This is a genomic window from Pseudacidovorax sp. 1753 (assembly GCF_040544975.1).
GTDB lineage: Bacteria > Pseudomonadota > Gammaproteobacteria > Burkholderiales > Burkholderiaceae_C > Xenophilus.
The window spans coordinates 68,378-83,030 of sequence record NZ_JBEPKY010000012.1 but is presented as its reverse complement, the minus strand read 5'-3'; the positions used below and the strand labels follow the sequence as shown (position 1 = coordinate 83,030).

General features: G+C 71.1%; 11 protein-coding genes. 4 read left to right on the top strand and 7 right to left on the bottom strand.

Annotation, left to right across the window (positions count from 1 at the left end; genetic code table 11):
* Nucleotides 1-12: 12 nt before the first annotated feature.
* Complete coding sequence (gene mdeB, locus ABIC63_RS16340; protein WP_354320518.1) at nt 13-2,679, bottom strand: alpha-ketoglutarate dehydrogenase; 2,667 nt, start codon at nt 2,677-2,679, stop codon at nt 13-15.
* Nucleotides 2,680-2,781: 102 nt separating this feature from the next.
* Between mdeB and ABIC63_RS16335 the strand changes: the two genes are divergently transcribed.
* The 4 genes from ABIC63_RS16335 to ABIC63_RS16320 all read left to right on the top strand — a co-directional run bounded on the left by ABIC63_RS16335 (nt 2,782) and on the right by ABIC63_RS16320 (nt 6,742).
* Entirely contained in the window at nt 2,782-3,258 is a 477-nt protein-coding gene (locus tag ABIC63_RS16335; RefSeq protein ID WP_354320517.1) for an Lrp/AsnC family transcriptional regulator, read from the top strand.
* Nucleotides 3,259-3,360: 102 nt separating this feature from the next.
* Entirely contained in the window at nt 3,361-4,872 is a 1,512-nt protein-coding gene (locus tag ABIC63_RS16330; RefSeq protein WP_354320516.1) for a DegQ family serine endoprotease, read from the top strand.
* Nucleotides 4,873-5,144: 272 nt separating this feature from the next.
* The gene (locus ABIC63_RS16325; protein WP_354320515.1) at nt 5,145-5,894 is read left to right on the top strand and encodes an acetoacetate decarboxylase; all 750 of its coding nucleotides are present in this window, start codon (nt 5,145-5,147) and stop codon (nt 5,892-5,894) included.
* A 65-nt stretch (nt 5,895-5,959) separates the two neighbouring features.
* A complete protein-coding gene (locus tag ABIC63_RS16320) occupies nt 5,960-6,742 on the top strand; it encodes a 3-hydroxybutyrate dehydrogenase (protein ID WP_354320514.1) in 783 nt (260 codons plus the stop codon).
* On the opposite strand, the gene ABIC63_RS16315 is transcribed toward ABIC63_RS16320, so the two are convergent.
* From ABIC63_RS16315 to ABIC63_RS16290, 6 genes are all read right to left on the bottom strand, one after another.
* The gene (locus ABIC63_RS16315; RefSeq protein ID WP_354320513.1) at nt 6,732-7,700 is read right to left on the bottom strand and encodes a bifunctional helix-turn-helix transcriptional regulator/GNAT family N-acetyltransferase; all 969 of its coding nucleotides are present in this window, start codon (nt 7,698-7,700) and stop codon (nt 6,732-6,734) included. The two genes, ABIC63_RS16320 and ABIC63_RS16315, sit on opposite strands and share 11 nt — an antisense overlap.
* 69 nt (nt 7,701-7,769) lie before the next feature.
* Nucleotides 7,770-10,889, bottom strand: coding sequence for an efflux RND transporter permease subunit (locus ABIC63_RS16310; RefSeq protein WP_354320512.1), 3,120 nt, complete (start codon nt 10,887-10,889; stop codon nt 7,770-7,772).
* 13 nt (nt 10,890-10,902) lie between these two features.
* A complete protein-coding gene (locus ABIC63_RS16305; protein WP_354320511.1) occupies nt 10,903-12,033 on the bottom strand; it encodes an efflux RND transporter periplasmic adaptor subunit in 1,131 nt (376 codons plus the stop codon).
* Complete coding sequence (locus ABIC63_RS16300) at nt 12,030-12,584, bottom strand: hypothetical protein (protein ID WP_354320510.1); 555 nt, start codon at nt 12,582-12,584, stop codon at nt 12,030-12,032. The genes ABIC63_RS16305 and ABIC63_RS16300 overlap by 4 nt, the downstream gene beginning before the upstream one ends.
* A 22-nt stretch (nt 12,585-12,606) precedes the next feature.
* Nucleotides 12,607-14,061 (bottom strand): TolC family protein, encoded by a 1,455-nt coding sequence (locus tag ABIC63_RS16295; protein WP_354320509.1) that lies wholly within the window; start codon nt 14,059-14,061, stop codon nt 12,607-12,609.
* A 146-nt stretch (nt 14,062-14,207) separates the two neighbouring features.
* Complete coding sequence (locus ABIC63_RS16290) at nt 14,208-14,555, bottom strand: hypothetical protein (protein WP_294365540.1); 348 nt, start codon at nt 14,553-14,555, stop codon at nt 14,208-14,210.
* Between the last annotated feature and the right edge of the window lie 98 nt (nt 14,556-14,653).

Sequence of the window (14,653 nt, the reverse complement as noted above, 5' to 3'; positions counted from 1 at the left end):
GCAGCGCCTGTCTCAGGTGCCGGCCGCGGCCAGCAGCCGCCGCGCCGCCGTCGTGATGGCCGCGGCGTCCACGCCGAAGAAATCGCGCAGCGCGGCCCGCGTGTCGCTGCGGCCGAAGCCATCGGTGCCCAGCGTGAGGTAGCGCCGGCCCTCGGGCACGTAGGCGCGGATGGACTCCGGCACCGCGCGAACGTAGTCGGTGGCGGCGATCACCGGGCCTTCGCTGGCGGCCAGCAGGCGGGTGATGAAGGGCTCGATGCGCACGGCCGCGGCCTCGCTGGTCAGCAGGCGCGCCTCGCAGGCCAGGCCCTCGCGCGACAGCTCGCTCCAACTGGTGATGCTGAACACCGTGGCCTCGATGCCTTCCATGGCAAGCGCCTGCGCCGCCTTGACCACCTCGGTGAGGATGGCTCCGGAGCCCAGCAGCGTGACGCGCTGCGTGGCCACCGGTGCGCCGTCGGGCCGCTGCCAGCCGTCGTACCGCCAGCCGCCGCGCAGCAGGTCCTCGTGCGCACTCTCGGGCACGTCGGGCTGGGCGTAGTTCTCGTTCATCAGCGTGATGTAGTGGAAGACGTCCCGCTGCTCCACCAGCATCTCGCGCATGCCGGCATCGACGATGACGGCCATCTCGCCGGCGAAGGCCGGGTCCCACGCACGGCAGTTGGGAATGGTGGCGGCCACCAGGTGGCTGCTGCCGTCCTGGTGCTGCAGGCCTTCGCCGCCCAGCGTCGTGCGGCCCGAGGTGGCACCCAGCAGGAAGCCACGCGCCCGCTGGTCGGCCGCGGCCCAGATGGCATCGCCCACGCGCTGGAAGCCGAACATCGAGTAGTAGATGTAGAAGGGCAGCATGGCCAGGCCGTGCACGCTGTAGCTGGTGGCCGCGGCCGTCCAGCTGGCGATGGCGCCGGCCTCGCTGATGCCTTCCTCCAGGATCTGGCCGTCGATGGCCTCGCGGTAGCTCAGCACCGAGCCGATGTCCTCCGGCGCATAGCGCTGGCCCACGCTGCTGTAGATGCCCACCTGCTTGAACAGGTTGGCCATGCCGAAGGTGCGCGCCTCGTCGGCCACGATGGGCACGATGCGCGGGCCCAGCTCGCCGTCCTTAAGCAGGTTGCCCAGCAGGCGCACGAAGGCCATGGTGGTGCTCATCTCCTTGCCGGCGGCCTCGGTGGCGAAGCGGGCGTAGCTTTCGAGCGGCGGCACCGGCAGCGTGGCGCAGTCGGTGCGGCGCTGGGGCAGGGCGCCGCCCAATGCGGCACGGCGCTCGCGCAGGTAGCGCATCTCGGGGCTGTCTTCGGCCGGCTTGTAGAAGGCCAGCGAGGTGGCCTGTTCATCGCTCAAGGGCAGGTTGAAGCGGTTGCGGAAGCCGATCAGGTCGGCCTCGTCCAGCTTCTTCTGCGAGTGCGTGGTCATCCTGCCCTGGCCGGCGGTACCCATGCCGTAGCCCTTCTTGGTGTGGGCCAGGATCACCGTGGGCTGGCCGCGGTGGGCGGCAGCCGCGGCATAGGCGGCGTGGATCTTCACCAGGTCGTGGCCGCCGCGCTTGAGGCGGTCGATCTGCTCGTCCGTCATGCCCTGGGCCAGGCGCTGCAGCGCTTCGTTCTGGCCGAAGAAGTGGTCGCGGTTGAAGCGGCCGTCCTTGGCGGCGAAGGTCTGCATCTGGCCGTCCACCGTCTCGGCGAAGGCGCGCAGCAGGGCGCCGTCGGTGTCGCGGGCGAACAGGCCGTCCCAGTCGCTGCCCCAGACCAGCTTGACCACGTTCCAACCGGCGCCGGCGAAGAGCTTTTCCAGCTCGTCGATGATGCGGCCGTTGCCGCGCACCGGGCCGTCCAGGCGCTGCAGGTTGCAGTTGACCACCCAGACGAGATTGTCCAGCCTCTCGCGCGCAGCCAGCGTCAGCGCGCTCATCGACTCCGGCTCGTCCATTTCGCCGTCGCCGAAGAAGCCCCAGACCTTGCGGCCCTCGCAGTCCAGCAACCCGCGGTGCGTGAGATAGCGCATGAAGCGCGCGTGGTAGATGGCGCTGATCGGCCCGATGCCCATGGAGCCGGTTGGGAACTGCCAGAAGTCCGGCATCAGCCACGGGTGCGGATAGCTCGACAGGCCCCGGGCGCCATTGATCGGCGCGGTGATCTCCTGGCGGTAGTGGGCCAGGTCGTTTTCGCTCAGGCGGCCTTCGAGGAAGGCGCGGGCATACACGCCGGGCGCGCTGTGCGGCTGGAAGAACACCAGGTCGCCCCCGTGCACGTCGGTCCGGCCGTGGAAGAAGTGGTGGAAGCCCGTCTCGAAAAGATCGGCCGCGCTGGCATAGCTGGCGATGTGGCCGCCCAGCTCGCCATAGGCCTGGTTGGCCCGCACCACCATGGCCAGCGCGTTCCAGCGCATCAGTGAGCCGATGCGCTCCTCGACGGCCAGGTCGCCGGGGAAGGGCGGCTGGCGATCCACCGGCACGGTGTTGGCATAGGGCGTGGCCAGCTCCGGTTGCCAGCCGATGCGCTGGGCGCGCGCCAGGCGGGCCAGCTCATCCAGCATCCAGCGGGCGCGCTCGGGGCCATGGGCATGCACCAGCGCGACGAAGGCCTCGCGCCATTCGGCGGTCTCGACGGGGTCGGCGTCGGCGGCACTGGAGTCGGCGGCGGCGAGGGTCAGCAATTGCGCGGCGGGGATGGAGGCATTCATGCTCGGCACTTTAGGCAGGCAGTCGGCAAATGTGCTGTCGGAATCGGGCGCGTCGACCCGGAGGCTGCGGCATAAACTGCCGCTGAACTGCTTGGATGCCGCATGAACAACTTCCCGCTCGACACCACGGACCTGCGCATCCTCGACGAGTTGCAGCGCGACGGCAGCCTGTCGAACGTGGAGCTGGCCCGGCGCGTGCATCTGTCGCCCTCGCCGTGTCTGGCGCGCGTGAAGGCGCTGGAGGCGGCGGGCGTCATCGCCCGCTACGTCGCCCTGTGCAGCGCGCCGGCGCTCGGCCTGGGCCTGAACGTGTTCATCTCCATCAGCCTGCGCACGCAGAGCAAGGAGGCGCTGGCGTCCTTCGAACGCCGCATCGCCGAGCATGACGAGGTGATGGAGTGCTACCTCATGACGGGCGACAGCGACTACCTGATCCGCGTCGCCGTGGCCGACATGGCCGCGCTGGAGCGCTTCATCCTGGAGCAGCTCACGCCGATCCCCGGTGTCGAGAAGATCCGCTCCAGCTTTGCGTTGAAGCAGGTTCGCTACAAGACCGCGCTGCCCCTGCCGCGGCGTTGACCGGGGCGGCCTGCAAGGCTGGCCTGGGGGTTTAAGTCGTGCCTAAGCGATGGCTTCCACAGTCACGCCATCGCAACTCGACACGCAGCCAGGAGGCTCACCATGAATACCCAGACGATCCTGCAATCGCCCAAGCGGCTGGTGATCGCCCTTGCTGCCGCAGGCGTGCTCGGCGCCGCGGCCGGCGGGGCCTACACCAGCGCCCATGCCCTGGGCTCCGCGCCCCAGCCGCCCGTTGTGGCCGCCGCACCGATGGTGGCGCCCATCGCCGCGCCCGACTTCTCGGTCATCACGGCCCAGCAGGGCCCGGCGGTGGTCAACATCAGCGTCTCGGGCATGACCAAGACGGCGCTGGACACCAGCGGTGACGACGACGACAGCGGCAGCGCCGCCATGCCACCCGGCATGTCGCCCAACGATCCGTTCTATCAGTTCTTCCGCCAGTTCGGCGGCGTGCCCGGCCATCGCCAGGGGCCCCAGCGCTCGGTGCCGACGCGGGCCGAAGGCTCGGGCTTCATCCTGAGCCCGGACGGCCTCATCCTCACCAATGCCCACGTGGTCGATGGCGCCAAGGAAGTGACGGTCAAGCTCACCGACCGCCGGGAATACCAGGCCAAGGTGCTGGGCGCCGATCCCAAGACCGACGTGGCGGTGCTCAAGATCAATGCCAAGGACCTGCCCACGGTCAAGCTCGGCAGCCCCAAGGACCTGAAGGTGGGCGAATGGGTGCTGGCCATCGGCTCGCCCTTCGGCTTCGAGAACAGCGTGACGGCCGGCGTGGTCAGCGCCAAGGGCCGCTCGCTGCCCGACGACGGCTTCACGCCCTTCATCCAGACCGACGTGCCGATCAACCCCGGCAACTCGGGCGGCCCGCTGTTCAATGCGCGCGGCGAGGTGGTGGGCATCAACTCGCAGATCTACAGCCGCAGCGGCGGCTACCAGGGCGTCTCGTTCTCGATCCCGATCGACATCGCCATGCGCGTGAAGGACCAGATCGTCGCCACCGGCCATGCCGACCATGCCAAGCTGGGCGTGGCCGTGCAGGAGGTGAACCAGGCCTTTGCCGATTCCTTCAAGCTCGACAAGCCGCAGGGCGCGCTGGTGTCGAACGTGGAGAAGGGCGGGCCTGCCGACAAGGCCGGCCTCCAGTCGGGCGACGTGATCCTGAAGGTGGACGGCGCGCCGATCACCACCTCGGGCGACCTGCCGGCCATCATCGGCCAGATGTCGCCGGGCCAGAAGGCCAGGATCGAGGTCTGGCGCGATGGCGGTGCCAAGGAACTGACGGCCCAGCTGGGCAACGCCAGCGAAAAGACCAAGGTGGCCAAGGCCGACGAGACCGTCGGCAAGGGCAAGCTGGGTCTGGCGCTGCGCCCACTGCAGCCCCAGGAGCAGAAGGAGGCCGGCACCAACGGCGGCCTGCTGATCGAGGACGCACGCGGCCCCGCCGCCAGTGCCGGCATCCAGCAGGGCGACGTGCTGCTGGCCATCAACGGCACGCCCGCCCGGAGCGTGGACCAGGTGCGCGAAGCCGTCGCCAAGTCCGACAAGTCGGTGGCCCTGCTGATCCAGCGCGGCGACGAGAAGATCTTCGTGCCGGTGCGCATCGGCTGACGGGCACCGGGCCCGGAGGAAGCGCCCGAGCACCGGCGCTTCCTCCGCGGCCATGTTCCACAGGAGCCGACCGGTGCCGTGCGCGCCGGTCGGCTCTTTTTCTGCCGGCAGAGCGCAGCCGGTGGCCGGGCCCGCGCAACGTGGTCACCTGCGCGCCCGGGGCGTGGGCGTAGGACGGCGCCGCTTTCGCGTCGCCACGCTGGCGACTTCAGCTTGCGCTAAGTTGTGCGACGCAGCATGAATACTCACCATCCACTTTGCCCCCGTACCCCATGAAAGCCTCGGACCTGCGCGAACGCGCCTTCGCGATGCCCTTCTCCAGCCCGGCCTTTCCGCCTGGCCCTTACCGCTTCGTCGACCGGGAGTTCATCGTCGTCACCTACCGCACCGATCCCGACGCCTTGCGCGCCGTGGTGCCGGAACCGCTGGAAATTGCAGAGCCGGTGGTCAAGTACGAATTCATCCGCATGCCCGATTCCACCGGCTTCGGCGACTACACCGAGTCGGGCCAGGTGATTCCAGTCCAGCTGCGCACAGCGAAGGGCCTGGAGAAGGGCGCGTACGTGCATGCCATGTACCTGAACGACCATCCGCCGATCGCCGGCGGGCGGGAGCTGTGGGGCTTTCCGAAGAAGCTGGCCACGCCCCGATTCGGCTACGAAACCGATGTGATCGTCGGCACGCTCGACTACGGCGCCGTGCGCGTGGCCACCGCCACGATGGGCTTCAAGCACCGCACGCTGGAACACGGGCCGATCCTCGACGCCATTGCGCAGCCCAACTTCCTGCTCAAGATCATTCCGCATGTGGATGGCACCGCCCGGATCTGTGAGCTGGTGCGCTACCACATGGTCGATGTCCAGCTCAAGGGCGCCTGGACGGGCCCCGGCTCGCTGGAGCTGCATCCGCATGCGCTGGCGCCGGTCGCCCAGCTGCCCGTCCTGGAGGTGCTGTCCACCGTGCACTACATCGCCGATATGACGCTGGCGCTGGGTACCGTCGAACTCGACTATCTGAAGTAGTCGGCCACGCGCCGGGCCTCGAGCCCCTTTCCCATTTCTTCAACCTCGCATCGAAAGGAACCCCCATGCAACTCAAGGACAAGGTCGCCTACATCACCGGCTCGGCCAGCGGCATCGGCAAGGAGATCGCGACGCTCTTCGCGCAGGAGGGCGCCAAGATCGTCATCGCCGACCTGAACAAGCAGGTAGCGGAGGCGACGGCCGCCGAACTGAAGGCGACGGGCGCCCAGGCCATCGGCGTGGCGGTGGACGTCACCGACGAGCAGCAGGTCGATGCGTCCGTCGAAGAAGCCGTCAAGGCCTTCGGCGGCATCGACATCCTGGTCAGCAATGCTGGCATCCAGATCGTGCACCCCGTCGAGGAATTCGGCTTTGCCGACTGGAAGAAGATGCTGGCCATCCACCTGGACGGCGCCTTCCTCACCACCCGCGCCTGCCTCAAGCACATGTATGCGCAGGGCCGTGGCGGCAGCGTGATCTACATGGGCTCGGTGCACTCCAAGGAGGCCTCGATGCTCAAGGCGCCCTACGTCACGGCCAAGCACGGGCTGATCGGCCTGGCCAAGACGGTGGCCAAGGAAGGCGCCAAGCACGGCGTGCGGGCCAACGTGATCTGCCCCGGCTTCGTGCGCACGCCGCTGGTGGAAAAGCAGATTCCCGAGCAGGCCAAGACCCTCGGCATCTCCGAGGAGGAGGTGGTGAAGAACGTGATGCTCAAGGAGACGGTGGACGGCGAGTTCACCACGACCGACGACGTGGCGCGGGTGGCGCTGCTGTTCGCGGCCTTCCCGAGCAATGCGCTGACCGGCCAGTCGCTGGTGGTCAGCCACGGCTGGTTCATGCAGTGAGCGTCATCGACCAGCGCTCGGCCACCAGCGGGCCGCTGCCGTAGCCCTCGTGCGGCTCGCTGGTGTCGAGCGCAAAGCCGCGCGCGGCATACAGGGCGCGGGCGGCTTCGAGGCAGCTGTGGGTCCACAGGATCATCTGCTTGTAGCCACGGGCGCGCGCGAAGGCGATGCATTCGTCGACCAGCTTGCCGCCCAGGCCCAGGCCGCGCGCTTCGGGTTTCAGCACCAGCAGGCGCAGCTGCGCCACCCCAGGGCGGTGGCGGATTACGAAGACGGCGCCCACGCGCTGGCCGTCCAGCTCGGCGATCCAGCCCTTCTCCCATGCCGGGTCGTGGGTGCGCAGCCATTGGGCGGCGATGTCGGCGACGGCGGCCTCGAAGCGGCCGTCCCAGCCGTACTCGCGGGCATAGACCTCGCCGTGCTGCTGCACCACCCAGCCCAAGTCGCCCGGGGCAGGGTCGCGCAGCACGGCGGTGCGAAGGGGCGCGGGCTTGGCTTCAAACAGGGTCTCCACCCGTGCAAGTGCTTGGACCAGTTCGTCGCGCGCGGCCGGCGCGAGCGGCGCCAGCAGGGCGGCCGCGGCATCGCGCGAGCGCTGCTGCAGCGGTGAGAAGGCCACATGGCCCGCCTCGGTGAGCGACAGCCGCTGCTGCCGCGCGTCACGCGCATCGGTGGCGCGGGCCAGCCAGCCCAGCGATTCGAAACGCTTGAGCAGGCGGCTGAGGTAGCCCGCATCCAGGCTCAGCGCCTGGGCCAGCTCGCGGGCGGTGAGGCCGGGCTGGTGCGCCAGCTCGTAGAGCACCCGCACCTCGGTCAGCGAGAGCTCGCTGCCGAGGTAGGGCTCCAGCACGCCGATGCGCTGGGTGAAGAAGCGGTTGAAACGGCGCAGGGCCTTGACGGCATCCACCGGGACGGCAGAGGCGGCGGCCGACGAGGTAGAAGCGGGCAACTCAGGCATGCGTGCCATTGTCAACCAATAAAGTTGACTAAAGCAACAAAATCCGCCTTTGCTTTGCCTCGCGCGTCCTCAAAGCGCTTGCGTGTCCCCATCCGCCGCCAGCCGCTCGGCGCTCCGGCGGCCGAACAGCCAGAACAGCGCCGGCGTCAGGAAGGTGTCGAGCAGCGTGGCGCTCACCAGTCCCGAGAAGATCACCACCGCCACCGGATGCAGCACCTCGGTGCCGGGCCGCTCGGCCTCGAACAGCAGCGGTGCCAGCGCGAAGGCCGTCACCAGCGCCGTCATCAGCACCGGCGACAGCCGCTCCAGCGAGCCGCGCGCGATCATGCGCGGCCCGAAGGCCTCGCCCTCGAAGCGCATCAGGTTGACGTAGTGGCTCACCTTAAGGATGCCGTTGCGCACCGAGATGCCCGCCAGCGTGATGAAGCCCACCAGCGCCGCCACCGACAGCGGCTGCCCCGACAGGGCCAGGCCCGCCACCGCCCCCACCAGCGCCAGCGGGATGTTGGCCATGATGAGCACCGACAGCACCGCCGAGCGGTAGCGGCTGTACAGCACCACGAACATCAGCGCCAGCGAGACCAGCGACAGCAGCCCGACCAGCCGCGATGCCTCCTCCTGCGCCTGGAACTGCCCCCCCAGGGTGATGAAGTAGCCGGCCGGCAGCGGCGTCTGCGCCACCGCCGCCCGCATGTCGGCCACCACGTCGGACAGCGGCCGGCCCGAGGCGTTGGCCGAGAGCACGATGCGCCGCCGGCCGTCGTCGCGGCTGACCTGGTTGGGCCCGTCGCCCTCCTCGATGGTCGCCAGGCGCGACAGCGGCACGGGGCCCAGCGGCGTGTCGATCAGCAGCCGGCCCAGGCCGTCGACGGAGCGCGCCGGCTCGGGCAGGCGCAGCACCAGCGCGAAGCGGCGGCCGTCCTCCACGATCTGCGACAGCTTCTCGCCCTCGACCATGCGTTCGAGCGTCTGCAGCACCTGCGGCGCCGGCACGCCGTATTGGGCGGCGCGGTCGTAGTCCACGCGCACCTTGATCTGCGGCGCCAGCACCTGCTTCTCGACCTCCAGGTCGGCCACGCCGGGGATGGCGGCCAGCCGGGCACGCAGCAGCTCGGCCTGGCCGCGCAGCACGTCCAGGTCTTCGCCGAAGACCTTGATGGCGATCTGCGCCCGCACGCCCGAGAGCATGTGGTCGATGCGGTGCGAGATCGGCTGGCCGATGCCGATGGCGGCCGGCAGCGGGGCCAGCCGCTGGCGGATGTCCGCGGTGATGGCGGCCATGGGGCGCGTGAGTTCGCTGGCGGGTTTGAGGCCCACGTCCAGCTCGCTCACGTGCACGCCCTCGGCATGCTCGTCCAGCTCGGCCCGGCCGCTGCGGCGGCCGACGTGCGTCACCTCCGGCACCTGGCGCACCAGACGCTCGGCCTGGCGGGCGAGAGCGCTGCTTTCCTCCAGCGTCACGCCCGGGTTCAGCCGCAGGCCGACGAGCAGCGTGCCCTCGTTGAAGGGCGGCAGGAAGGTGGTCGGGAAGAAGGGCACGGCCACGGCCGCGGCCGTCACCGCCACGGCCGCCGCGGCCACCGCGATGCGGGGCCGGCGCAGCACCGCCTCCAGGCCGCGCGCATAGCGGGCCTTGAGCCAGGCCAGCAGCCGCGTGTCGCCGTGCTCCAGCCGCTTCATGCGCGGCAGCAGCCAGTAGCTCAGCACCGGCGTCACCGTCACCGACACCAGCAGCGAGGCCAGCGTGGAGACGATGAAGGCGATGCCCAGCGGCACGAAGAGCCGGCCCTCCAGCCCCGGCAGCGCGAACAGCGGCACGAAGACCAGGACGATGATCACCGTGGCATAGAGGATGGCCGAGCGCACCTCCATCGAGGCGCGCGTCACCACCATGAGCACGCCCAGCCGCTCGGCCTCGGGCCGGGCGCGGTTCTCCTTCAGGCGCCGCATGATGTTCTCCACGTCCACCACCGCGTCGTCCACCAGCCCGCCGATGGCGATGGCCAGGCCGCCCAGCGTCATGGTGTTGATCGACAGCCCGAAGGCGCGGAACACCAGCGCTGTCGCCAGGATGGAGACCGGAATGGCCACCAGCGCGATGAGTGTGGGCCGCAGCGTGCCCAGGAAGAAGAACAGGATCAGCGCCACGAACACCGCCGCGCCCACCAGCTTGCCCTGCAGCGTGTCGATGGAGGCCTCGATGAAGCTGGCCTGGCGGAAAGTGACGCGCGGCTTTTCCATGCCGGGCGGCAGCGCGGCGGCCAGGCCGTCCAGCGCCGACTCGATCTGCCGCGTGAGCGCGATGGTGTCGGCCGCCGGCTGCTTCTGCACGCCCAGGATGACGGCGGGCCGGCCTTCGAAGCCGGCGTCGCCGCGGCGGATGGCGGGCGCGAAATCCACCTGCGCCACCTGCTGCAGCAATATCGGCTGACCGTTGCGCGCGCCCAGCGCCAGGCGGCGCAGGTCGTCCAGCCGCGCGGTGCGGCCCAGGTGGCGGATCAGGTACTCGCGGCCGTTGAGCGACAGGAAGCCGCCCGAGGTGTTGGCCGCGAAGCCGCGCAGCGCGGTGGCCAGCGCCTCGGCCGAGATGCCCAGCTGCGCCATGCGCGCCGCGTCGGGCTGCACCTGGAACTGCCGCACCTCGCCGCCGATGGGAATGACCTGCGCCACACCCGGCACCGACATCAGCCGCGGCCGCAACACCCAGTCGGCGTACTCGCGCACCAGCATGGGCGAGATCCGCCGTGGATCGACCGGAATGGCGATCTGCATGATCTCGCCCATCACCGAGCTGACCGGGCCCATGCGCGGCACGGTGCCGGCGGGCAGGCCTTCCTCCATGGCCGACAGGCGTTCGGACACCAGTTGCCGGGCGCGGAAGATCTCGGTGCGCCAGTCGAAGGTCACGTACAGGAAGGACAGGCCGGCCGAGGACACCGAGCGCACCGTCTCCACGCCGGGCAGGCCGCTCATGGCGGTCTCCAGCGGAAAGGTGATGAGCTGCTCCACCTCTTCCGGGGCCATGCCGCCGGCTTCGGTCATGACCGTCACCGTGGGCTTGTTGAGGTCGGGGAACACGTCCACCGACGTGCGCGTCAGCGTGTACGCGCCATAGGCCATCGCCGCGAGGGCGAGCACGATCACCAGCAGCCGGTTGCCCAGGCTGCGTTCGAGGAGCCACTTGAACATGGTGGGTGCGGCCTCAGCGGATCTGGTTGATGAGCGTGGCGCCGTCGGTGACGACGCGCTCGCCGGGCGCGACGCCCGAGCTCAGGGCCACGCGCAGGCCGTCCAGCGGCGCGGTGGTGACGGTGCGCGGGGCGAAGCGCTCCGGCGCCGTCTTGACCCAGACAATGGTCTCGTTGGCGGCGTTGCGCATCAGCGCGGCGCGCGGTACGGCGATGGCCTCGTGCGTGCTGCGGCTGTGCACCTGCAGTCGCACCGGCTGGCCCACGGCCAGCGTCGACAACGCGGCGCCCTGGGCGCGGAAGGCCAGCGGCAGGGCCTGGTCGCGCAGCGCGCGGGCGGCGCCCACGAACTGCAGCGGCACCTGCGTGCCGCCGACGGCGAGCGAGGCGCCGCCGATGTCGCTGGTGAGCGCCGGGTCGTAGGCCAGGGCCTCGATGCGCAGGCGCGCCGGGTCGACGATCTCGAACACCAGCTCGCGCGCGTCGACCACCTGGCCAGCTACGACGGAGGAGGACGCGATGACGCCCGTGGTCGGCGCGACCAGCGCATCGCGGCCCGACAGTCCGGTGCCGATGGCACCGGCCCGCTCGCGGGCGGCCGCCACTTCGCTTTCGAGCGCCTCGATCTCCTTGCGGGGCACGGTGTCGGCCAGCTCGCGCAGGCGCGCCAGGCGCTTTTCGGCGAGTGCACCGGCGGCCCGCAGCTCGGCCAGCTGGGCGGCCTGCGCGGCCCGCTCCAGTGGCGCGGCGGCCGGTTGCACCCAGGCCAGCACCTCGCCCTTGCGCACGGCCTGGCCGGGCTCGGGCAGGCCGCGCGGGCCGGGCACGATGCGGCCGGCGACCAGGGCCTGTACCTTGCCGCCGCTCTGCGGATCGCTGACCACGCGGCCGTCAAGCTCGATGCTGCGCGGCAGGGCGGCGAGGGTGGTGAAGACGGTGCGCACCGCCAGCTGGCGCTGGCTGGGCTTGGGCAGGAAGACGCTGCCGTCCGGCAGGCGCTGTGGGCCATTGGCGGCTGCGGCCGGCGGTGCGCCGCCGTGGTCGTGGCCAGCGTCGGCCAGGGCGCCCGTGGGCAGGGCCAGGGAAAAAAGGAGGGCGAGCGTGGCGGTGAGCTGCCGCGGGGTAGAAGAAGGAAAGCGGTTCATGCAGCGGCTCCGTGGGCGGGACGGCGGCGCAGCAGCCAGGCGGCTGCGGCGAGGAGGATGACGAGGGCTGCGGCGCCCCAGGGCAGCAGGTGGCGCCAGGCGGGGGTGGCGTCGGCGTCGTGGCCATGGCCATCGGCGGCCTCGATGTGCCATTCGCCATGCAACTCGTCGCGCGTGTCGCCCACGCTCAGGCGGGCGAGCAGCGGCAGTTCACCGGTGGCCTCGGCCGTGGCCTCGTCCAGTTCGGCTTCGTACGTGCCTTCGCCGTGCGGCTTGGCGACGAAGTCCTTCTCACCGATGCGCAGCGCGATGCGGGCGTCGTTCACAGGCTGGTTGTCGCCATGGCGGTCCAGGTAGAGCGTGAGTTCATGGCCCTGGCGCACGCCGACCAGCTCGAAGGCCTCGGATTCGAGGGCGAAGCGGGGCAGGGCCGCTGCGGCCGGTGCGGCGGGGGCCGCGTCGTGGCTGTGGCCTTCGTCGGCCAGCGCGGCGGGCAGGAAGATGGCGGCGGCCAGGGCCAGCGCGGTGCCTGCAAGGAATTGGAAGTTCATGGGAGGGTTGGGTGTCGGGTTGTCATTCGGGCAGCAGGCCCAGGGCCTGGCGCCATTGCGAGATGGCGGCCGCCAGCTCGATGCGGCTGGCGGCCAGCTGGCGGGCGGCGTCGCCGGCTTCCTGCGTGGTGCGCAGGCGCGTGGGCAGGTCGGATTCGCCGAGGCGGAAGGACTTCTCGATCAGGCCCAGGGTCTGGCTGGCGAGGGCGTCGCGCTCCTCGGCGGCGGCCAGGCGGATGCGGGCCGCGTCCACGCGGGCCCGGGCGGCCTGCTGTTCGGCGGCGAGGCGGCTTTCCTCCAGCCGCCACTGCGCCTCCAGCTCGATGGCCTCGGCCAGGGCCGTGGCCTGGCGAGCCTCCTGCCGCGCGCTTGCGCCGAAGGGAATGCGCAGGCCCACGTTGAGGGTGCTGCGCGCCGGCTCGCTGGCGCTGCCGCGCTCGCGGGTGGTGCCCAGCGTCAGCTCCGGGTTGCCGGCGCCCTGGCGGGCCGCCAGCTCGGCCTGGGCACGGGCGATGGCGAGGCGCTGGGCGAGTTCGGCCAGGGCGGGGTGGGCGGCGGTGGCCGGCTGGGCTCCTGCAAGCGGCTCGGGCTCTGCCTCGGCGCCGATGTCGTCGACTTGGCGCGCAGGCCCAGCTTCGGACCCGGCGGTGCCGCCGGTCGGCTTGGAACTGGACGCCACCTCGCCTCGCCGGTCGGCCGGAGCCGATTCGGCGGGGATGGCCGCCCGTCCCATACCGGCCTGCGGTAACGCTGCGCCGGAAGCGCCTGCGGTTGCGCCCGTCAGCGCCTGCCAACGGAGCGCGGCTTCCACCGCCGCGCGCGCGGCCTCGGCCTGCGCTGCGCGGGCCGCGGCCACCGTGCCCTGTGCCTGCAGCAGGTCGCTGCGGGCCAGGTCGCCGGCGCGCCAGCGGCGTTCCACGTCGGCGGCCAGGGTGCGGGCATGCGCGAGTTGGGCATCGGCCACCTGCTGCTCGATGCGGGCGCGGGCCCAGGGCCACCAGGCCTCGCGCAGCGCGCCGGCCAGCCGTAGCCGTGCAGCCTGCTCGCGCAGGGACACGGCAGCCGCCTCGGCCTGCGCCACGGCCTGGCCGCGGCTGCGCTCGCCCGGCCGCCAGAGCGGAATCGCCAGGCCGGCCTCCCACTCGCGCTGGCCGTCGTTGGCGTTGGCGCGGTCGGTGCGGTGGGTGAATTCGAGCGCCATCGGCTCGGGCGTCCAGGCCGACGCGGCGCGCTGGCCGGCCTCGGCCGCCTGCTGGCGCGCCGCCAGCGCACGGGCTTCGGGCTGACGCGCCCAGGCCTGTTCGAAGGCCTGCCGCAGCGGACCGGGTGCCGCGGGGGCGACGGGGGCCGGCAGCGCCGGCGGTTGGGCCAGCGCCGAGGGCGCCAGCAGAAGCCCAAGCGTCAGCGCGAGCCACGGCCGCCAGGCAGGGTGGGGCCGGGGCGACAAACGCCACGGCCAAGGGGGTGTGAAGGGCATTCCAGTTCTCCAAGGCAAATCGATGTGCGAGGGAGACCGGCAGGCCGCACGCGCCCCCGGCGGGGGGGCGCGCGCATGCAGCGTGTCACTGGCGCGCCAGGCGCGTCAGGCGGAAGGGAAGGGGGTGAAGCTGCAGGCCTTGCCGGTCAGGCAAGGCCAGGCCATTGGGGCCGTTCGGGTGGGGCCAGCGCGCGCACCGCCAGCGGGGCGGCGGCGCCTTCGCGCAGTTCGGCCTTGGGAATGGCCGGGGCCTCGGGTGCGATCGCGGTGGCCAGCGCGACGCAGTGTGCGTGGCAGTGGCCGCAGTCCAGGTGGCCCAGCGCGGGTGGCGTGCCCGGCTCGTCGTCGTTGTCGGCGACGTCGAAATGCTGGTGCTCGTGGTGGCCCAGGTGCGCCGTGCCGCCGGCCTCATGCTGGCAGTAGGCCTTCAGCGCAGCAACGCTGAACTGAAGCGGCATCAAGACCAGCAGGAGGATGAAGAAAAGGCGGCGCACGACGGGCGCGGATTCTAGGGGTGACCCGTGTCCCGCTCGCGCGGCTTCCCTTCGGGATGAGGGGAGAAGGCCCCGGCCCTTAAAATCGTCGCCTTCTT